This is a genomic window from Microcoleus sp. Pol12A5 (assembly GCF_036701435.1).
In the GTDB taxonomy this organism is placed as follows: domain Bacteria; phylum Cyanobacteriota; class Cyanobacteriia; order Cyanobacteriales; family Microcoleaceae; genus Microcoleus.
The window spans coordinates 1-20,102 of record NZ_JAUBQU010000111.1 but is presented as its reverse complement, the minus strand read 5'-3'; the positions used below and the strand labels follow the sequence as shown (position 1 = coordinate 20,102).

At 46.7% G+C, this 20,102-nt stretch carries 13 protein-coding genes and 1 pseudogene; 7 read left to right on the top strand and 7 right to left on the bottom strand.

Annotated elements, in window-relative coordinates; genetic code table 11:
* Positions 1–1,034, bottom strand: a pseudogene (locus QUA45_RS22680) (IS630 family transposase); the annotation flags it as partial.
* 737 nt (positions 1,035–1,771) lie between these two features.
* A complete protein-coding gene (gene purM, locus QUA45_RS22675; protein WP_333222174.1) occupies positions 1,772–2,800 on the bottom strand; it encodes a phosphoribosylformylglycinamidine cyclo-ligase in 1,029 nt (342 codons plus the stop codon).
* A 489-nt stretch (positions 2,801–3,289) separates the two neighbouring features.
* On the opposite strand from purM, the gene QUA45_RS22670 reads away from it, so the two are divergent.
* The 3 genes from QUA45_RS22670 (at position 3,290) to QUA45_RS22660 (ending at position 7,590) form a co-directional block, all read left to right on the top strand.
* Positions 3,290–4,366 (top strand): septal ring lytic transglycosylase RlpA family protein, encoded by a 1,077-nt coding sequence (locus QUA45_RS22670; protein ID WP_333222173.1) that lies wholly within the window; start codon positions 3,290–3,292, stop codon positions 4,364–4,366.
* A 194-nt stretch (positions 4,367–4,560) separates the two neighbouring features.
* Complete coding sequence (locus tag QUA45_RS22665; protein WP_333222172.1) at positions 4,561–6,150, top strand: bifunctional pantoate--beta-alanine ligase/(d)CMP kinase; 1,590 nt, start codon at positions 4,561–4,563, stop codon at positions 6,148–6,150.
* A 504-nt stretch (positions 6,151–6,654) separates the two neighbouring features.
* Positions 6,655–7,590: a polysaccharide deacetylase family protein gene (locus QUA45_RS22660; RefSeq protein ID WP_333222171.1), complete on the top strand. Its 936-nt coding sequence runs from the start codon at positions 6,655–6,657 to the stop codon at positions 7,588–7,590.
* A gap of 377 nt (positions 7,591–7,967) precedes the next feature.
* On the opposite strand, the gene QUA45_RS22655 is transcribed toward QUA45_RS22660, so the two are convergent.
* Positions 7,968–9,035: an FAD-dependent oxidoreductase gene (locus QUA45_RS22655; RefSeq protein ID WP_333096256.1), complete on the bottom strand. Its 1,068-nt coding sequence runs from the start codon at positions 9,033–9,035 to the stop codon at positions 7,968–7,970.
* Between the two features lie 265 nt (positions 9,036–9,300).
* Here QUA45_RS22655 and QUA45_RS22650 point away from each other — a divergent pair, with 265 nt between their 5' ends.
* Both QUA45_RS22650 and QUA45_RS22645 read left to right on the top strand, forming a co-directional pair.
* Positions 9,301–10,146, top strand: a complete 846-nt coding sequence (locus tag QUA45_RS22650) for a YaaW family protein (protein WP_333096257.1) — start codon at positions 9,301–9,303, stop codon at positions 10,144–10,146.
* Between the two features lie 43 nt (positions 10,147–10,189).
* A complete protein-coding gene (locus QUA45_RS22645; protein WP_333096259.1) occupies positions 10,190–11,689 on the top strand; it encodes an O-antigen ligase family protein in 1,500 nt (499 codons plus the stop codon).
* A 279-nt stretch (positions 11,690–11,968) separates the two neighbouring features.
* On the opposite strand, the gene glmS is transcribed toward QUA45_RS22645, so the two are convergent.
* The 4 genes from glmS to QUA45_RS22625 all read right to left on the bottom strand — a co-directional run bounded on the left by glmS (position 11,969) and on the right by QUA45_RS22625 (position 17,798).
* Positions 11,969–13,891: a glutamine--fructose-6-phosphate transaminase (isomerizing) gene (glmS, locus tag QUA45_RS22640; RefSeq protein WP_333096261.1), complete on the bottom strand. Its 1,923-nt coding sequence runs from the start codon at positions 13,889–13,891 to the stop codon at positions 11,969–11,971.
* A gap of 159 nt (positions 13,892–14,050) precedes the next feature.
* Positions 14,051–14,296 carry a photosystem I iron-sulfur center protein PsaC gene (psaC, locus tag QUA45_RS22635; RefSeq protein WP_015175986.1) on the bottom strand — a complete coding sequence of 82 codons (246 nt, stop codon included), beginning with the start codon at positions 14,294–14,296 and terminating at the stop codon, positions 14,051–14,053.
* A gap of 764 nt (positions 14,297–15,060) precedes the next feature.
* Positions 15,061–16,272, bottom strand: a complete 1,212-nt coding sequence (locus tag QUA45_RS22630) for a chloride channel protein (protein WP_333222170.1) — start codon at positions 16,270–16,272, stop codon at positions 15,061–15,063.
* Between the two features lie 620 nt (positions 16,273–16,892).
* Positions 16,893–17,798 carry a CoB--CoM heterodisulfide reductase iron-sulfur subunit B family protein gene (locus tag QUA45_RS22625; RefSeq protein ID WP_333096265.1) on the bottom strand — a complete coding sequence of 302 codons (906 nt, stop codon included), beginning with the start codon at positions 17,796–17,798 and terminating at the stop codon, positions 16,893–16,895.
* A 383-nt stretch (positions 17,799–18,181) separates the two neighbouring features.
* Between QUA45_RS22625 and acpP the strand changes: the two genes are divergently transcribed.
* Positions 18,182–18,436, top strand: coding sequence for an acyl carrier protein (acpP, locus tag QUA45_RS22620; RefSeq protein WP_333071912.1), 255 nt, complete (start codon positions 18,182–18,184; stop codon positions 18,434–18,436).
* A gap of 97 nt (positions 18,437–18,533) precedes the next feature.
* Entirely contained in the window at positions 18,534–19,787 is a 1,254-nt protein-coding gene (gene fabF / locus QUA45_RS22615; RefSeq protein WP_333222169.1) for a beta-ketoacyl-ACP synthase II, read from the top strand.
* Positions 19,788–20,102: the final 315 nt, after the last annotated feature.

Genomic DNA, 20,102 nt, shown 5'->3' with positions numbered 1-20,102 from the left:
CTATGTAGTAATTCTGACAATTCTTCTACTGACTTAAACAGTCGATGTGCTATATATTCTTTCGCTGAATGCCAGACTAATTCAATCAAATTATAATCGGGGCTGTAAGGTGGCAAAAATTCTCAAATAATATGAGGCATTTCGGCTGAGATTTGGCTCAGAATATCTTTCTTTTTATGAAAACTAGCATTGTCTAAAATAATTACAATCTTCATTCCAGATTCGGCAAATTTTTCAGCTTGATTACCCAGTTCTCTCCCTTCTTGAACTATCGAATCATTTCAGGCATTAATTTGCTCGTAAAAGGTATTCGAGTCTCCTCTTTTTATCACAAAATTTAACCTTTTTTTGTCATGATATCTCAACCCACCCATGATATTTACTCTGCCTCTTTTCCTTTGACCTGTGATTTTTTTTCGACTGCCTTTTTTACCCCAACTTTTTCTTCTTATCACTCGTAAACTGAATCCACTTTCATCCCAAAACCATACCTGTAAAAGTTCTGGGGTTTCTTTTGTTATTCTTAAATACTCCGATAGCTTCTGTTTAAATACTTCTCTTTCAAGGGGATTTTGTTTGTCCTCTAAACTATATTTAGCCCAAATATAAACGTACTTTTTTTTATGTAGTATCCTGGATATCTGGGAACCACTCAATTTAATTCCTGTGACTTTTTCTAAATATGTTGCTAGTCTGGCTGCCGTCCATCTCCCAAATTCATATCCATATTCTGCCGGAGCTTTATCAATTGTATCTATCAATACTTTTTCATACTCTGGAGTGACTTTGCGAAAATTTCCTGGGCTTCTTTTATCTAAAAAACTCTCCAAATTATCTGGGTCGCCATGAACTGACCAATAAGCTACCGTTGTGTAAGCAATCTCCATAAATTCACTGACTTCTCGATAAGTTTTTCCGTCATTTATTAGCAATAAGATTAGAACTTTTTCCCTCACATAATTATCATCAGACTCTTTTAAGAGTTTAATGAGTCTCTGTTTTTGATTTTGAGATAGATGGTTTTTTGCTGGCATACATTCTAACTAATGATCGCTTATCTTATATTTCTATTATACAATCTAGCTGCGTATCAGCTTAAGAAGTGCGAGCGCAATAATCAGAGGTTTCGCTGAAAAGCGATGTAATAAATACTCTAGCTCTTTAATTACTTTAAACAGTTCATTAGAAATATATTCAGAAATTACGCACGCAATCAAGGGCGTTAAATCATGGGTTTAATATTCCTTAACTAGGCTCTATTCGGACAGAAAATAGTAGTACGTGTTTAGATTCTCTGGATATCCCTGAATACACCAAGGAAACACCTTATTTACGAGGCAACCCAAAACTTCAGCAATTTTAGGTTGATTATTTCGGTTATTTAGCAATAACACAATCATAATTCTTTCGCTAATATCTCTTTTTAAAGCCTATTCTAATGCTGAGTGCAGTTGCTCTATTTGTTTTGAGTTCAGATAATTTTGGGCAGGCATTTATACACTATTTTACGAAAATAGTTGTAAATTATACCCTATTTAAAAGCACAATAGCTTATTTGAATTTCATTTAAAATTAAAGCAACGAGTCATCTGTTGTGAATTCCTTTTTCTCTTTCTTACTCTGTGTCCTCTGCGTCCTCTGCGGTTACTTTCAAAATTATAAATTTAACCGCAGATATACACAGATGAATGCAGGTTTAGATTGTCTGTTATTGCACAAAGCAAAGCGAAGCAATCTTCAGCCCCTACGATTGCTTCTTACTAATTACCCATTACCCGTTACCCATTATCAATTCTCCTTTCCCCTCAATCACTTCCCCGATCGCCCAAGCACCAATTCCCTGAGATTCAAACCATTTAACAGCCCGATCGACTTCTGTGTGATCGAGCAACAGCACAAACCCAATCCCCATATTAAAAGTATTGAACATATCTGCTGTGGCAACTTGGCCCGCTTCAGCAATCCACTGGAAAATGGGCAAATTTGGCCAGCTAGTGCTGTCAATTCTGACTGATTGATTAACACCCAAACAGCGGGGCAAATTTTCCGGCAAACCGCCGCCCGTAATGTGAGCCATGCCGTGAATTTCTAGACCGATCTTAATTGCTTCGAGGACTGGTTTAACATAAATTTTAGTCGGAGTTAGCAGCACTTCTCCTAAACTTTTGCCACCTAACTTTTCTGGTTGCGAATGCCAGTCAAAACCCCGATCGCCCGCAATTTTTCTCACCAAACTAAAACCGTTGCTGTGCACGCCCGAACTTGCCAGCCCCACAGCCACATCTCCCACCTGCACCCGCGAACCGTCCAACAATTTGCTCTTTTCGACAATTCCCACACAAAACCCCGCCAAATCGTACTCACCAGCTTGGTAAAAACCGGGCATTTCTGCCGTTTCTCCTCCGAGCAAAGCACAGCCCGCTTGTTGGCAACCGTCAGCAATGCCGGCCACCACCGCAGCTAATTGTTCGGGATTTAACTTTCCCGTGGCTAAATAATCGAGAAAAAAGAGGGGTTCGGCCCCGGATGTCAGCACGTCGTTGACGCACATCGCCACCAAGTCGATACCTACCGTGTCGTGCCGATCGAGATTGTGGGCCAATTTCAACTTAGTCCCAACGCCGTCTGTACCCGAAACCATCACCGGCTCTTTTAAACCCTCCGGGACGCTGAAAAAACCGCTAAACCCGCCGAATCCGCCCAAAACTCCCGATCGGTGCGTGCTCTTGACCATACTCCCGATGCGCGAGACAAAAGCTCTGCCCGCCTCAACATCCACACCTGCTTCTCGATAATCCATAAGTCTGCCAAATCGATTTCCAGTTTTTAGTTTATGCCCATAACAGTTGACAAACAGCTTTTTTCACACTAGCCATTCGGCAGCCCACAAAAGACAATAAATTTTTGTAAATTTTTGTAAATTTTTCTGGAATAGCTGAAACGGCTGTAAGCTCTGGAACTAAAGGATTTTATGATAGAGGGTTTTGAGAAAATTTGATGAAGATTTGGTGAAAATCGCGATCGCAGCGATCCCCAACCACAAAAGTTTGTGGTAGTCTGTTGCAGTTCGTGAACAAAACACAAATTGCGGATCGAGTATGAGTTGTCAAGTGTCAGGGAAGTTTCCGCCAATTTTTTTTGCGGAAGCATTAAAGCAAAAACGCACCCGGATACTTTGCGTTGACTCACGGGGGAATGGCGAAGGGCAAGAGAGAAATCCTTGACGCCCGCCGCCAAATGGCCAATCCTCCAATCTCGGTTGGCAATGGCTATTCACAAAAATGGACGTATGAAGGAAAAATTTGTTGGTGGTCTACTCGCTGTCCTGTTAGTTCCTGTGGTAGGAACGGCATCCTCTTGTCACGCACAAGCAACAGGTGCCGACAACCAAAACTCTCAGGTTTCCGAGCAAGTAATTGCCACCCAAGCGTCCCGGCAGTTAAACGCTACTCGGGTCGAAGCGCAAAAAGTCGGACAGTATCAGTATCAAGCAAGAGCTGAAATTGCCCGAGACTCGATCGCCAAAATTCAGCCCCACGACCTAGGCGGGCGACAAGCAGCGACAGTCTACGTGCGAAACATTCCAGTCATCACCTTTCTGAACGCGAATCCGGAAACAAAAACGCCTTTGGGAGAAACTGGCAACAGCCAAGCCGGTGCTAGCAGTCCGTCAAAAGTAGCGGGCGCCAGAGAAAATCCTAAAGTCGGAAACATAGCCAGCAACGACAGCATCCAAGAACCTGATTCAGTTTGGCGGGCATCAAGCTTAGCAGCAAGACTCAATCAGCTAGCCCGCAACAACATCGATCCCAACAGCATTACCGTTAAGTGGGAAAAAGGCGATCGCTACATTATCCAGGCAAACGGCGAGGACTTGGTAAACATCAACGCCGAAACCATCCTCCCCGACACCACCAGGGACTTTAGCCGAGACGCCCTGCAAGCAACCAATCGCCTCCGCCGGCTTCTGGGCAACGCCCCACCCCTCGAAGAAGTCGCAGGCAAACCGCAACCAGAACCCGCTGTGCTGTCTCTGGGCCCAGTTCAAGTGCGCCTCAGCGGCTGGGCTTCCTGGTACGGCCCGGGATTTGACGGCAACCTCAGCGCCAGCGGCGAGCGTTTCAACCAAAATGATTTGACCGCAGCCCACCCAAATTTGCCTTTTGGAACTAGAGTCATGGTGAGAAATCTCGACAACGGCCGCACCGTAGTCGTCCGCATTAACGACCGCGGCCCCTATGTCGGCGATCGGCTCATTGACTTGTCCGCCGGCGCCGCCAGCGTACTGGGAATGATGAGCAGTGGCGTTGCCAGAGTGGAAATCGAAGTGATCGAACCGCAACAGCAAACAACAGTTGAACGCTGAACGGTAGTGTAAGGCAGAATACAAAAGTTATCCGAACTTTAGAAAGCAGAAAGTAGAATAAAACTGACATCTTCCACCATTCTTTGTGGAAGAGGCATTTTACCTGTTCTTGAGGATGGTGCAAGATGTCAAGTCGAACAAATTCTGACAAATAAACTCTGTATTCTGCCGAATGCCTTCAGGAGATTCTACCGGTGCGCCTGTTTACTACCATTGCAGCACTTCGCTGCTACTTAAATTTACAAAAATCTGCTGCACCTCATTTGACAGTCGGTTTGGTGCCGACGATGGGAGCTTTGCACGCAGGGCATCTGAGCTTGATCCAGCGGGCAAGGCAAGAAAATGCGATCGCCCTGGTCAGCATTTTTGTCAACCCGCTGCAATTTGGGCCGACAGAAGATTTTCAAGATTATCCTCGGAATTTCGAGCAAGATCGGCTGTTGTGCGAACAAGCTGGGGTTGACGCCATATTTGCTCCCTCAGCAACGGAAATGTTCGGCCATCAAGCAGTCGGCACAGAAACAGAGCAAACCGCCGAAAAACAGATAGAGATTCACCTTTCCTCCTTAACTCAAGTAGTCCCGCCGCCGGCGATGACATCGGTTTTGTGCGGCAAAGCAAGGCCCGGTCATTTTCAGGGCGTCGCGGCAATTGTTACTAAACTTTTGAGTTTGGTGCAGCCGACAAAAGCTTATTTCGGTCAAAAAGACGCCCAGCAGCTAGCAATTATTCGGAAGCTGGTCTTTGATTTTAACTTGCCTGTAGAGATTGTCGCTTGTCCGATCGTCCGCGAAGAGTCGGGACTGGCAATGAGTTCTCGCAATCAGTATTTAACAGCAGAGCAAAAACAGCAAGCCTCCGTACTCTACCGCGCGCTGCAACAAGCCTCGGAAACTTTTGCTTCAGGCGACCGCACCGCAGTGACCGCACTCGCTGCCGCCCGCGCAGCAGTCGCAGCAGAACCTGCAGTCAAGCTCGAATACGCCGAACTCGTCGATCCCGACACTTTGACGCCCTTGCAGCTTGTGGAAACAGCGGGACTTTTAGCCGTGGCCGCCAGAGTTGGCTCTACTCGTTTGATTGACAATATAATTCTCAGGAATCGTCGGCCCATTGTGGCGATCGACGGCCCGGCGGGAGCAGGCAAATCTACCGTAACTCGCCTTGCCGCAACTGCTTTGAACTTGTTTTATCTGGATACCGGTGCGATGTATCGGGCGCTGACTTGGCTGGCATTGAAAACAGACACGCCAATTTCCGACGAATGCGCGATCGCTGAATTAATCAGTTCCAGTTATTTGGAATACAATCTCGATCCCGCATCAAAGATGTTGAAGATTAACGGCGAAGACGTAACCGAGGCAATTCGCAGTTTGGAAGTCACATCCCGCGTCTCGCAAATGGCGGCAATTCCGGCCGTGCGGCAGTTTCTGGTGGAGGAACAGCGGCGCTGCGGCATAAAAGGCGGGATTATAGCAGAAGGCCGCGATATCGGCACTAACGTCTTTCCCGATGCGGAACTGAAGATTTTTTTGACGGCTTCGGTACAAGAGCGATCGCGCAGGCGGCTGTTAGAACTTAAAGATACCGATCGGGCTAATATTAGCTTGGCCCAATTGGAACAAGACATCGCCCTGCGGGACGAAAAGGACAGCACCCGCGCGCTTGCACCTTTGCGTAAAGCGGCCGATGCTGTGGAAATTCAAACAGACAATCTGACTGTTGCTGAAGTTATCGATCGGATTGTCGTCTTGTACAAAGAGAGAATCGGCGCTAAAACTTAATTTTACAACCCTGGGGGCGCGCGATCGCCCTCATATCAAATCGGGTTAAACTCACATCTTGCACGATTCTCGCTCGCACAGGCTTTTGGGCCTGTTCTACAAAGGCTAAATTTTCTTGTGGGGAGTAGGGGTTGGGATCTTCTAGCCCGCCCTTGAAAGGCTTATTAATAATAGTGCAACATCTCACGTTAAACCAACTTGCAGTGTCAGGTAGGGACGCGGGTCCATGCGGGCTGAGCCCCTAAGAATATCGTGCCATGAATCCGATTTGAAATTCGTCCCCCTGGCTGGGGAAAAGTTCAACCATCCCGCGTTTTCATGCGTTAGGGCATTTCAGGCGTACAAATCTTAAATTTTTTTATCCGGATGGACTTCCCCGCGATAGGTTATTTCCAGTAGCATTTTTAGGGGCAGTCCAATTTAAGATTATCCTCTTAAGTGGATTAACGTGATATCAACATAAAATCTCAAATTAACTGTGCAAGGTGTGAAGGAGAGAAGGACGTGAAAAAATTGAAACTGCTGTGGAGGCGGCGAAAAACTTTCATCGTTGCTTTTATGGCAGCCACAGGAAGTTTTTTGCTGGGTGTGACATGGCCGATTAACTTGCGGGCCAGTCAGCCATTGCAACCGATTCAGGCGCAAGTCTTGGCCGTATCCCAGTCGCAAGAACAACCGCCGATGTCCAATATTAATAAGTTCTCCGAGGCGATCGCCAATCGAGTAGAATTTTCCCAACAGGCTCTAGCCCAAGTGCAGGCAATCCGATTTCAATCAGCCGTACCGGATCAGTTTCAAGGTACAACCATTAGTCACGCGAAACTCGACTCCCAGCACAAGGCGATCGCCCTGACATTTGACGACGGCCCTTGGCCGAAAACAACTACACAAATCTTAGATATTCTCAAGGAAAATAATATTAAGGCTACATTCTTCTGGGTAGGAAGATACCTGAAAAATTCTCCCGAAATTGGCAAACAGGTCGCAGCAGCCGGTCACGCGATCGGCAACCACACTTGGAACCATGAATACCTTCAGTATAACGAAGACGGTGCAGCTCGCGAGATCGATCGCACTTCAGCCTTAATTGAGGACTTGACCGGCATCCAAACATCGATGTTCCGACCGCCAGGAGGCATTTTAAACAATGGATTGACAGCTTACGCTCAAAAGAAAAATTATGCAGTTGTGATGTGGTCTGCTGATTCTTTTGATTGGCGCACTCTTACGGAATCTTTAATGGAGAACGTGATGAGGCAGGCAAATTCTGGCGGCATTGTGCTGATGCACGACGGCGGCGGCAATCGATCTAGAACTGTAAAAGCTTTGCCTGATATTATTGCTAAACTGAGAAAGGAAGGGTACATTTTCGTAACAGTTCCCGAGTTATTGCAGATGCAAGAACAAGAGTCAAAACAGCAGCAAACAGCACAAAAATAAAAATTTGGAAAAGTGGGAGTTTACACCATTTTTCCATTTTCTTGTAAGTCGTTAGATTAATTTTTCATAACTCTAGCCGAACGAAGAAGGAAGAAGTAGCAACCGCGCCCGATTCTAGGCGACCTTCTTAACTACTGAAACCATTGCTCTAATTGCATTTCCCTTCTTCCTTCTTCCGACGGACATCGGACTGACATCCGTTACATCCGAAGAAAGCGAATCCGTTGCCGAACTTCCTTATTCCTTCTTCCTAACATCCGTTATTCATGCCGGACGGTATTATCAGGTTCGAGGGCAAGGTGATTTTCTTGGCTAAACCCAGACGGGATGGCAATCATAGCGTTAGAGGAAAAATCGATACGTTAACTGTAGCCGTATTACCAATTTAGGCGGAAATCTAAGGGCAAATTGTGCAACTGAGAATTCACCCAAATAGCCGCCGCCAAGCCCGATCGCAAAGCACCTTCTATTTGACCTTCCCCGCACAAATCCCCCGCACAAACCAGCGGCAAATTCCCCCCAGCAGGCAAACAAGAAACAGGCAAAGGATTTCGACAAAAAGCATAGCGCCAGCGGTGAACCTGCAACCATTCTGGCTCTTTGAACCAAGGGATTAAATATTCAGAATATCTCGAAAGCAATTCCTGACCGACAGTTTGCAAATCAGCAGCTTCTAAAGAGCGTTCGGCAAAATTTGCGCTGCTGTGAACCACAAACACCGGCGGCTGCGGATCGAGCCGTTTGCTGCTGTCCCAGCCAATCCAAGCTAAATCAGCATTATCGGGAAACGAAACAGATTTCCACTGCGGATTTAGATTATTTAAATCGTGCTGTTTTGCCACAGGATAGCCAGCCATCACCGTAATACAAGGGTCGTACTCTACGGAACGCAATTTGTCAATAAAATTAGGAGAAAAACCCATTTCAGAATTCAAAAATATTAAAGCTTGAGGAGCAGGAATTGCCACAACCACAGCCTTAGCAATCAATTCTTGAGGGAACTCTAAATTTCTGTCAGTGACTTCTAGGGAAAGATGCCACATTTGGTTATCTGTAGTAGAAATAGCTTGTACGCGACGGCCAAACCAAATTTCTACACCCTCCGCCAGATACTTACCGATTGCATTCATACCCGCAGGTGGGACATAACATGAACTAGCAATAGCAGAAAGTTTCCCCTGTCTGAATTCCCAGACAGTATCAGTCCAGAGTTTGAGGAGATCCCGATCGACCAAAACCTCAATTAACCCCTGCACCGCATCCCCCTGCGGTTCCAGATACCGCGCCCCGTGATCGGCCCTAGTACCCTGTACGCGGCGGGTAGCAACACGTCCCCCCGCGCCGCGAGATTTCTCAACGACCGCCACAGAATAACCAGCTTGACGCAACCGTTGAGCGCAACTAAGTCCCGCCATACCCGCACCAATCACCGCAACATCGAACATAATCAATCAGTCAGCCTTGTGAATCTAAACATCAGCTTAAAGGCTGCGAGCTGAATTTGTAGCTTACCGACGACTCAAAAGAGCCGTAGCTTCCGGGGCCCGACGCCATCGCCCTGCACCAAGTAGTAGAATAAAGGACAGCACGAATCCACGATTAAGACCCGATCGATAAATGCCACTGTAGGTAAATCCTAAATCCTAATGGTTGTCAACCAGCAGCAATCTAAAATCTAAAATCTAAAATCGAATAGGGGAGGGCAAAATTTTGGACGAACTCAGAGCAGCACTCGAATTGACAACAGAAGAAGAATTGCAGCAACTAACAGAACTTCTGTTCAGCCGCAAGTTTAACCCTTTAGATTACGTGCAAACCCCCGCACCGATAGATGTACAAAGTCGCGATCGCCAAGCATGGCTCGACGCCGTAGAACAGCGGTTTCGCTACCTTGCAGCCGACGGGTTGACGGTACTCAGAGGGCGAACCCAACAAGTAACTTACAGACAAGCACTAATTCAAGTTTGTCGCTATCTCAAAATCCCTTATCCCAGACAGTTGTCAACCACTGACTTAGAGGCAGAAGTATTTCTGCACTTAATGGGCCGCGCGTGGAAGCGTTTACCTGCAGATGAACAGCAAGCGCTGACAGTGCGCGTACAGCGAGCGATCGTTGATTCTAAACTCTCAGAACCCCTGCCAATTTCTGCTGAAAAAGACCCGCTGGGTTTACTGTTCAAAGGCGGCAGCGCTTTAGCTGTTAGTTCCATCTTAAGACCAATGCTGCTCAAACTAATGGCCAATCAATTTGCCCTGCATTTTGCCACCTATCAAATGGCAAAACAAGGAGTGCTTGCAGGCACTGCAACTGCAGCAACCCAGTTTCAAAATTATGTGGCAATTCAGACGGCGCGGCGCGGTATGGCGGTGAGTGCAGCTCGTTACGGTGCGACGCGGAGCGTATTTTCGTTGGTCGGCCCGGTGATGTGGACTTGGTTTTTAGCGGATTTGGGTTGGCGATCGATTTCCACGAACTACGGCCGCATTATCCCGACCATTTTTGCCTTAGCTCAAATACGCTTGACGCGATCGGAATGCGTTTGGGAACTAGCTTAACGATGGTAAATTGTAGATTTTAGATTTGAGATTGGGAGTGTGGGTGAATATCAAAAATCGGTTGAAATTAGCTGCCAAACTGACAGCCGAAAATCTCAAGTCTCGCCTCCAAAAACATCCAGATCCCCGCCTGCAAATCCCTTGGAATTTCGCCCAAGTGGGGATGCTGATTTTTCCCTTAATTCCAATTTTGGGAGCTTTAGGTTTATTCCTGGGATTGGCCAGCACTTGCAAGCAAAAGTTCCGTCAAATTAGTCGCAGCCCGTTGAATCGAGGATTCGCAATTCTGAGCGCGTTGCTAGTCATCACAGCCGTTTTTGCCCACAACCGCATTGAGGCTTTTATAGGGTTGTACAATTTCTTGCCATTCTTTATATTGTTTGCTGCTTTCAGCAGTTTAATTCAAACTTTGCCTCAATTGCGGCAATTGTCTTGGATGATTGTAATTAGTTCAATTCCAGTGATAATTTTAGGCTTGGGACAGCAATTTTTAGGCTGGAGTGGCATAGATCAATTGCAGCCTGTTTTTGGCTGGGTACTCGCACCCCAAGGCAATCCCCCCGGCCGTATGGCTTCTGTATTTATGTACGCTAATATTTTAGCTTGCTATCTGACAATTGCTTTTATTTTAGCACTGGGACTGTGGATGGAAGAAGTCAGTTGTCAGTTGTCAGTTGGCAGTTGTCAGTTGGCAGTTGTCAGTCGTGACGACTTACCAATTCTCAATTCCCAATTCCCAATTCCCAATTCCCAATTCTTATTTTTAAGTTGTGCAGCGATCGGAAATGCTGTTGCTTTGATTTTTACTAATTCTCGCAATGCTTGGGGAATGGCAGTTTTGGCAGTTTTGGCTTTTGCATTTTATGCGGGCTATAAAAAATTATTAGCTACAGTTTTGAGTGTGGCTAGCACAATTTTTTTGTCTGCCTTTGGTCCGGAACCACTGCGGCAATCTTTACGAAAAATTGTTCCGGCTTTCTTTTGGGCTAGACTCACCGACGAGATGTTTCCAAATCGACCAACAGCTACTTTGAGAAAAACTCAGTGGGAATTTGCTTTGTCGATGACTCAGCAGCGTCCTTGGACTGGTTGGGGGTTGCGAAATTTTACGCCTCTCTATCAAGCTCAGATGAAAGAATGGCTCGGTCATCCTCACAGTTTGATACTGATGTTGACTGCGGAAACTGGAATACCCGCAACCCTTTTTTTGTTTGGTTTAGTTGGTTGGGTTTTGGCTAGGGGTGTTTTTATGCTGGCGAATTGGCCACTGTTTTCTGCGGATATCAAACATGAGCAAATAGCAACACAGGAAGTAGCGGAAAATGCTTTAGGGTTTACTCAAAAACTTATAACTAACAGCAAACGTCAGAGGGTTTGTCAAGATGTAAGAGCGGCAGATCGCCTAATTTTTTTCAGTTATTTATTAGCCTTCGTCGCCTGTACGCTATTTAACACTGTAGACGTGACGCTGTTTGATTTCCGACTCAATACTACAAGCTGGTTGCTGTTAGCCGCAATTTGCGGAGTCAGCCAGAGGGAATAGGTGATCGCGCATTGGAGGCAGAGTCTGGAAGGTTATTGATAACAAATAACAAATAACCCATAACAACTGCTAACAGTCAACAGTCAACAGTCAACTGCCAACTGCCTGTGTATGAAAAATAAAGTTGTACACCGAAAACGCTTGAAAGTATTACTGTGCCGTACAAGAATTTTCCGCTAAAGTTGTACACTAGAACTCAGAAACGTTGTACGGAAAGGTTTTCAAGGTAGTGTACAACTTTATTCTCAGAACACACTGCCAACTGCCAACAGAAGTCTTTTATTCTACCGTCACCGACTTCGCCAAATTTCGTGGCTGATCCACATCCAAACCCCGACGGGCTGCAATGTGATAGGCCAACAATTGCAGCGGAATCACTGTCACAATCGGCGACAACAATTCATCCACCAAAGGCACCGGCAAAACGTGGTCAAAAATATCGGCTTCCGCCATACCTTGCTTCGGCGTGACACCAATTAAACGGGCGTCGCGGGCCTTCGCTTCTTGAGCGTTGGAAAGCACTTTTTCGTAGACGCTTCCTGGCATGGCGATCGCCACTACAGGCACTTTCGCATCCAAAAGGGCGATCGGGCCATGTTTCATCTCTCCCGCCGGATATCCTTCGGCGTGAATGTAGCTAATTTCCTTCAGTTTCAGCGCCCCTTCCAAAGCAATCGGAAAGTTAATTCCCCGCCCCAAAAAGATAAAATCTTGGGTGTCTGTAAACTGGTGGGACAATTCCTCCACATACTGTTCTTGAATCTCCAAAAACTTCTCAATTTCCGCTGGCAATTGGCGCAAACCCGCAATAATTTCTGCCAATCTATCCGTGCTGATTGTTTGTCGCTGGTGCGCCAAATCCAAAGCTAAGAAATAGAATGCCATCAACTGAGTCACAAAAGTTTTAGTCGCAGCAACGCCGACTTCTATACCAGCATGGGTGTTGATTACCTGCGGCATCATGTGGGCGATCGAACTTTCGGTTCTGTTAGTAATGCCTAACATTCTCGCCCGAAATTTATCGGTAAAACCTGCGCGGCGCTGCTGTTCCATCCCCAAAGCAGCCAGTGTGTCCGCCGTTTCTCCCGACTGTGTTACCCCAATAGTTAGAGTATTTGCTGTCAGCGGTGCCGGTGCGTAGCGGTACTCAGAAGCGTACTGCACCGCAGTGGGAATATTAGCTAATTGTTCCAACAAATATTTGCCAATTAGCGAGGCGTGCCAGCTCGTTCCGCAGGCGAGAATCGAAATTTGTTCGACATCGGCGCAAAGTTCCTTGGGCAAGTTGAGATTGATGGGAGAGCGCGGATTTCCCGGCTGCCAATCGCTGTCTAAATAAGCCTCCAAACAAGCTCGGACTACGGCGGGCTGTTCGTAAATCTCCTTGTGCATGAAGTGTTTGAAGCCTTGCTTTTCGACTAAAACCGGACTCCAACCAAGGATGCGCGGGCTTTTTTTCAGCCTTTCTCCTGCAAAGCTGTAAACTTCGACTCCCATCGGAGTTAGTCTTGCCAATTCACCATTTTCCAACGACAAAACAGTGCGGGTGTGAGAGACTAAGGCCGGCGTGTCGGAAGCGCAGAAAAATTCGCCAGCACCAAAACCAATCACCAAAGGAGCTTGCTGTCTGGCGACAATTATTTCGTCGGGAAAATCGGCGCAAATAACGGCGATCGCAAAGGCTCCTTCTAACCGATTTACCACCTTTGCAACGACTTCTAAAAACGACAAATCAGCAATTTTTTCGGGCTTTTTCTCTTTTCTTTCTTCCTTCTCCCTTTTTACTTCTGCAAATAACTCAGCTATTAAGTGAGGAATCACTTCTGTATCGGTATCGGAGACAAATTTATGTCCCTTTGCTTTCAATTCTTTCCGCAAATCGCGATAATTTTCGACAATTCCATTTTGAACTACCGCAATTCGCCCGCTATTATCCAGGTGAGGGTGAGCGTTATATTCCTCTGGTTTGCCGTGAGTTGCCCAGCGGGTGTGTCCGATGCCAATGGGAGCCGGAGATTCTATCTCTGCTAGCTTTTCCCGGAGGTTGTGCAATTTGCCCTTGGCTCGGATGCAGGTAATTTCTCCTTCCGAGATGGTAGCGAGGCCCGCTGAATCGTAGCCCCGGTATTCTAGTTTCTCCAATCCTGCTAGCAAAATCTCGCTTGCTGCTTGCGTGCCGATATAGCCAACGATTCCGCACATTTAACGTACTACTCCTGCTTAGCGATCGCAATAAAACTCACGTTTTATCATTTTTACCTTCTTCCGGCCCCAGAATGCAGATTCCGCGACAAAAAAGAGGGGGCGATTAAATTGCCCCCTCTCTTGTGCCTGTAATTCGATCGGCGTGTCGATCGATATTTAGTAGGCTAGACCCATACTGCGAGTGGTTTCTGCTCCCAGGTAAACCCGGATGCTCAGAAAATCGGTGGGGCAAGCAGTTTCGCACCGCTTGCAGCCTACACAGTCTTCGGTGCGGGGAGATGAGGCAATCTGAGCTGCTTTGCAGCCATCCCAGGGCACCATCTCCAAAACGTCAGTCGGACAAGCGCGGACGCATTGAGTGCAGCCGATGCAAGTATCGTAAATTTTGACTGAATGAGACATTGAATAAAGGCTCCCAACGAGTCACTAAAAATTTCCTTGCTCTGCGAATTAACAGATTTGACGGTGAGGTGCCACCGCTATAGCCTGCACAGAGAATTAAAGGTTAGTCTACCGCAGTGCTTGGAAGCACTTCGCGAAAAAGCGACAAAACTTCACAGTTATTCACGCTGGGAGTCTTATAGAACCCATTTGGGATTTATTCATTTGCCAACCGTTTGAGATGAGCCTGATGAAATACAAATTGAGTTTCGCAGTGGCATTGGCGAGAGTCTGCTCAAAGTTCTTGACCAAACTCTTACAGCCTGACATCCCAGCGTTTGACCGTTTAATCACGAGCGCGAGTTGCCACCACGACAAATCCAGTTTTCCCCTCTAATGGCACTTTTTCGGCTTTGGTTAGTTTCCGTGCCAGTTTAAACCGGATCTGGGTCATAATCTGCGGATAAAGTTTTTACATTCTCTGCGATGGTCCTATCCAGGTGATACCTATTGCCCTTGCAGAATGGTAATCTTCGGAATATTGACGGGCCAGAGTGTGAAAATAATCGAGGTTGTGACTCAAAATATCAACCCAGCCACATTCATCGGACACTCGGGCTTTTGTATAATGGATAAAAAACGGCAAGCTGACTGCTATCAACACCTAGATGTTGTTTGATGCCATTGGTGTATTTGAAATGGCAAAAGGCTGGAGACTTGACACTGGCAAATTGGACGTATTTTTCACCGCTACACGGAGTTATTAGAAGAATTCTAGCCGTTGGTTAATCAACTTTACGCTGTGAGCTAATGAAGGGAGTTCGGGGAGCCAAGAAGAAACCCACGAGACTAGCGAAGAGAATCGGTGTAAAAGTGCTAAATCCTGTCAACTTTGCGAGTAGCAGAGTTGTACTAATTGGAGTTCGAGTAACTGTTGAGTTCAGAGCAGCCATTACACAAATCATTGCTAAAGTCTCGTTGGAGGCGGGATTAATGATAGCGATTGCCTTTCCTAAACAGGCTCCTATAAAAAACAGCGGGATGATAATCCCCCCCCGCCAACCTCCATTTACGGTCGTACTAATGGCAAACACTTTAGCAATAACTAAAGTTAAGATTACTCCCAAAGAAAAGTTGCCCTCAACAATTTTTTCTATTTGATGTTCACCAAAGAAACGAGTGAGCGGAAATAAAGCTGATAACACACCAAGTGCTAGCCCAGCTAAAGTAGTTCGCACATAGATTGGACTGGGTATCGAATCAAACAAGCGACCAACACTGCGAAATACAGCGATAAAAAACCACCCCATGAGGGCACCTACGATTCCATAAGCAATCGCGGCGCCAAAGTCATAAAGGCTGTCCACATTGTATTGAGGAAAATGCCAGGTTGGACCAATTCCTAGCTGGGTAATTGCTACAAAGATGGTGTAACTTGCACAACTTGCCACGACCGCAGGCAATATTGCTTCAAAATACTCCACAACATTCTGATGATGCAGGATTTCTAAAGCAAAAAAAGTACCACCCAAAGGAGCGCCGAACAAAACTGTAAAACCAGATGCCATGCCAGCAATACTCAAAGTTCGTAGTGCCTCTCCACGCAATTGAAAGCGATCGGCTAACCACGTACCAATGGAACCTGTTACTTGCACCATTGGTGCTTCGGGACCAGCACTGCCTCCACTTGCAATACTAATTAGCGACGACAGAATCATCGAAGGATTCTCGTTCATTGGTAACCGCCCACCATTGAGATGAATATTGTCAATAATCAACCCTATTTCGCCAGGATTTCCCAGCCAATGAATGAGCAAACCGATGAGCCAACCCGCAAGGGGCATAATAATTAGTAGAGAAACTCCACTAAAATATTCAAATCCCAGCATTATGTAAGACAAAAATATCCAATAAGTGGCAGCAAACAAACCACAAATTATTCCTAGCATTGCCCATAGCAATACCGGACGTGTGAGATTTACTGGGTTTCGGTTCATTGGTGATTCCTTGTCAATAGCGAGGCAGTTAGGCAGTCTTAAAAACTATTTTGTGTAATTGTATACAACTTCTGTTTCTGTTGTCTGCATATTAACCTACCAACCACCACACTTGCTTTGGAGTGTAGATCAGGCCTATCGAATGCGAAGAGAGCAATCGCAGTCTAACAAGGGCTGGCAACGGAACTGGGGCATAGGTTATCAGCGGTGAAGCCACCATGCAACGCCGTCCGCTGAAGCCCTCGCCCTTAGACCGCTTCATCTCTTGGTGGTGTCAATAGCTTAAAGAAACCATTTGGGATCTCTGATGACGAGCTAAGATCAGAAATAAATAACATTGTCGAGCAACTTAATCGACAAAGAGTGATAACTCCGCAGCGCCATTGGTGTCCCACAAGAAGAAGACTAGACCACCTCTGGGGACAAAACGACCAATTGTGGACGGTATCTTCTATCAACTCAAGAGTGTATGAGCGCGATCGAGCTTCCCGCTAGCATTCGGGTATAATTCCGAGCTAACGGGATTGGATATTAGAAAAAACCAAAATCCTTACTACAAAACTGGATTGGATATTAGAAAGGACTAAATTCCTTACTACAAACCGACGCAAATCGATCGACTAAAAGCCTAATTTTTCTAACACGGGCTTAGTTGAAACAATATGTCGATCGAGTCCTAGTTTTTTCGGCTCCACACCCAAAGCTAAAGCCACCAATTGCGACAAATGCAACACGGGCAAACCCAACTTGCGCCCGATTACTTTTTCCACCTCCGGCTGTCGCGAATCCAAATTCAAGTGACACAGAGGACAAGGCGTCACCATACAATCCGCACCATTGTCAATAGCATCTTGAATATGTTTGCCTGCCATCCCAAAAGATTGGTCAGTGGCATAACTCGCCAACGGCCAGCCGCAGCACTGCGTCCGCCCTCGATAGTAAACCGGAGTTGCCCCGATCGCCCGAAATACATTTTCCATCGATTCCGGTTGGTGCGGGTCATCGTAAAGCAGCTTATCCTGAGCTCGCAGGAGGTAGCATCCGTAAAAAGACGCGCACTTCAAACCCGAAAGCTGGCGGGTGACTCGCTTCTGCACCTCGTCCAGCCCGTAATCGGCAACGATCGCCCACAACAGATGTTTCACCTCGGTACTGCCTTGATAAGGCGAACAGCCTTGTTTTTTGAGTAAACCGTTGACTTTTTCTATGTAGTTGGGATCGGTTTTTTGGCAATCCTTGAGGCGATCGTCCACATGACCGATTACTCCTTGACAAGTGCTGCAATGCGTGAGCAAAGGCAAATTCAGTTCCTCAGCCAAAGCTATATTGCGGGCATTGACAGTATCTTCGAGCAACTGCGAATCTTCCTTGAAAGTACCAGAACCGCAGCAGGAAGCTTTCTTTAGTTCCACCAGTTCAATCCCCAACGCTTGAGTTAGCGCCATTGTAGACAAGTAAAGTTCGCGGGCCGCCCCTTGGGCAACGCAACCGGGAAAGTAAGCATATCTGAGAGTTTGGGATGGCATAGTCGTTTCTGCTGGGGACACAAGGTTCGGGAAAAGAAACTTGAGCGATCGAAGGCGGGAGGCTTCCTGCTTAGTTTTCCCTCTTTATAATTAACCTATCACCGCCTAGCTAGGAGCCAATTGTCAGCTTTTCTCAAGCATTTTGAGTTGATGACTGACGCACCATTGACCAAAAATCCGGTTCATCAACGTTATCAGGTGGCTAAACGAGATGATTGATTTTGGGCTATTGGGGTTTTTTGCCTTAGTCCTATAGTTGCTGCGATCGTGGGTGTGCCAATTGTCGCTGGCCCGTGTCACTTAGAAAAGCGGCCAGCGTTTCTCCTGCAGATCCCCCTTTCGGATAAGATTAGATACGCAGCAACCAATGAGGACACGATGTTATGAGCCAAGACGACATTTTTGCTAGAGTCAAGAAAATTGTGGCAGAGCAACTGGAAGTCGATCCGAGCGAAGTCAAGCCCGAAGCCAACTTTGCTAACGATTTAGGAGCAGATTCCTTAGATACTGTAGAGCTGGTCATGGCCTTGGAAGAAGAGTTTGATATTGAAATTCCCGACGAAGCAGCCGAAGGAATTACTACGGTTCAAGCTTCTGTAGATTTCATCAGCAGCCAACTTGCAGCTCCAAAAGCATAAAATACCTGTCTTTTCCCCTAAGAGGAGAGAAGTTAGAAAACTGGAAACTCCTCTTTTGTTCTGCGTTCTGGGTGTTTAATTTTTTGAAACTGAAATCATGACAAATTTAGAGCGTAAGCGCGTTGTTATCACGGGTCTCGGCGCGATTACACCGATCGGCAATACCTTGTCCGAATATTGGGACGGGTTGCTTGCCGGGAAGAATGGTATAGGCCCGATCACCTTATTCGACCCGTCGCGGCACGACTGCCGCTTTGCCGCAGAGGTGAAGGGTTACGACCCACACGACTATTTAGAGCGCAAGGAAGCAAAGCGGATGGATCGCTTTGCTCAATTTGGGGTGTCAGCGAGCAAACAAGCTCTTGCTGATGCGAAGTTTGAGATTAACGACCTGAACGCAGAACAGGTGGGTGTCATTCTTGGCACTGGCATTGGTGGCCTGAAGGTTTTGGAAGACCAGCAAGAGATTTATCTGAATCGCGGCCCCGATCGATGCAGCCCGTTTATGATTCCCATGATGATTGCGAATATGGCCGCAGGTCTGACGGCGATTCAAACGGGTGCTAAGGGACCAAACTCTTGCACGGTGACGGCCTGCGCTGCCGGGTCAAATGCGGTGGGTGATGCGTTTCGCCTAGTTCAGGGGGGTTACGCGCAAGCCATGATTTGCGGCGGTACCGAAGCTGCGGTGACACCTTTGTGCGTGGCCGGTTTTGCTGCGGCGAGGGCGCTTTCGACTCGCAACGATGACCCGACTCATGCTTGCCGTCCGTTCGATCGCGATCGTGATGGTTTTGTCGTCGGCGAAGGTGCTGGCATTCTGATTCTAGAAGAAATGGAACACGCTCTGGCGCGTGGCGCGAAGATTTACGCAGAAATCGTCGGCTACGGTTTAACTTGCGATGCGTACCACATGACTTCTCCGGTACCGGGGGGAGAAGGTGCGTCGCGGGCGATGGCTTTAGCGCTCAAGGATGGGGGTTTGACGCCGGATCAAGTGAGCTATATCAACGCTCACGGCACGAGTACGCTTCCCAACGATTCTACTGAAACAAAAGCGATTAAGCGGACTTTGGGAGACCACGCTTACAAACTAGCTATTAGTTCTACCAAGTCGATGACCGGCCACCTTTTGGGCGGTTCTGGGGGAATTGAGGCGGTGGCAACGGTAATGTCGATCGCCAATGACAAAATCCCGCCGACAATTAATCTGGAAAATCCCGATCCTGAGTGCGATTTGGACTATGTTCCTCATACAAGCCGCGATCTCAAAGTTGATGTGGCGCTGTCGAATTCTTTTGGATTTGGCGGCCACAACGTGACTCTGGCTTTCAAGAAGTTTGTTCAGTAACAGGCAATTTGAAAGTCGAGAGTTAAAAAGGTGAAAAATTAGTTTTTCACCTTTTAATTTTAGATTGAGCCATCGGCTATTAACTAAGGGACATCCAAGAAATAAACTCTTCCAGTCCCAGGGTAAACGCATCTTAATTTCAACCTAAAACATGATAAGATGAATTATTTAGGTAAATCAAGTGCGTAATTCATAGGTGCGAGCGATGGCGAAAGGGTTTACTTCGACTTTAACTTCTCAACAAAAAACAATAGGTGTATCGAATCCGACAGACTTATTGAACATTAGTTTTTTAAACCATTTTGAGAACTTGAC

Excerpts from the sequence above, each read along its gene's own strand:
- QUA45_RS22670 (WP_333222173.1), top strand. The coding sequence starts at position 3,290 with ATGAAGGAAAAATTTGTTGGTGGTCTACTCGCTGTCCTGTTAGTTCCT.
- QUA45_RS22655 (WP_333096256.1), bottom strand. The coding sequence starts at position 9,035 with ATGTTCGATGTTGCGGTGATTGGTGCGGGTATGGCGGGACTTAGTTGC.
- purM (WP_333222174.1), bottom strand. The coding sequence starts at position 2,800 with ATGGATTATCGAGAAGCAGGTGTGGATGTTGAGGCGGGCAGAGCTTTT.
- QUA45_RS22625 (WP_333096265.1), bottom strand. The coding sequence starts at position 17,798 with ATGCCATCCCAAACTCTCAGATATGCTTACTTTCCCGGTTGCGTTGCC.
- QUA45_RS22630 (WP_333222170.1), bottom strand. The coding sequence starts at position 16,272 with ATGAACCGAAACCCAGTAAATCTCACACGTCCGGTATTGCTATGGGCA.
- fabF (WP_333222169.1), top strand. The coding sequence starts at position 18,534 with ATGACAAATTTAGAGCGTAAGCGCGTTGTTATCACGGGTCTCGGCGCG.
- acpP (WP_333071912.1), top strand. The coding sequence starts at position 18,182 with ATGAGCCAAGACGACATTTTTGCTAGAGTCAAGAAAATTGTGGCAGAG.
- psaC (WP_015175986.1), bottom strand. The coding sequence starts at position 14,296 with ATGTCTCATTCAGTCAAAATTTACGATACTTGCATCGGCTGCACTCAA.
- glmS (WP_333096261.1), bottom strand. The coding sequence starts at position 13,891 with ATGTGCGGAATCGTTGGCTATATCGGCACGCAAGCAGCAAGCGAGATT.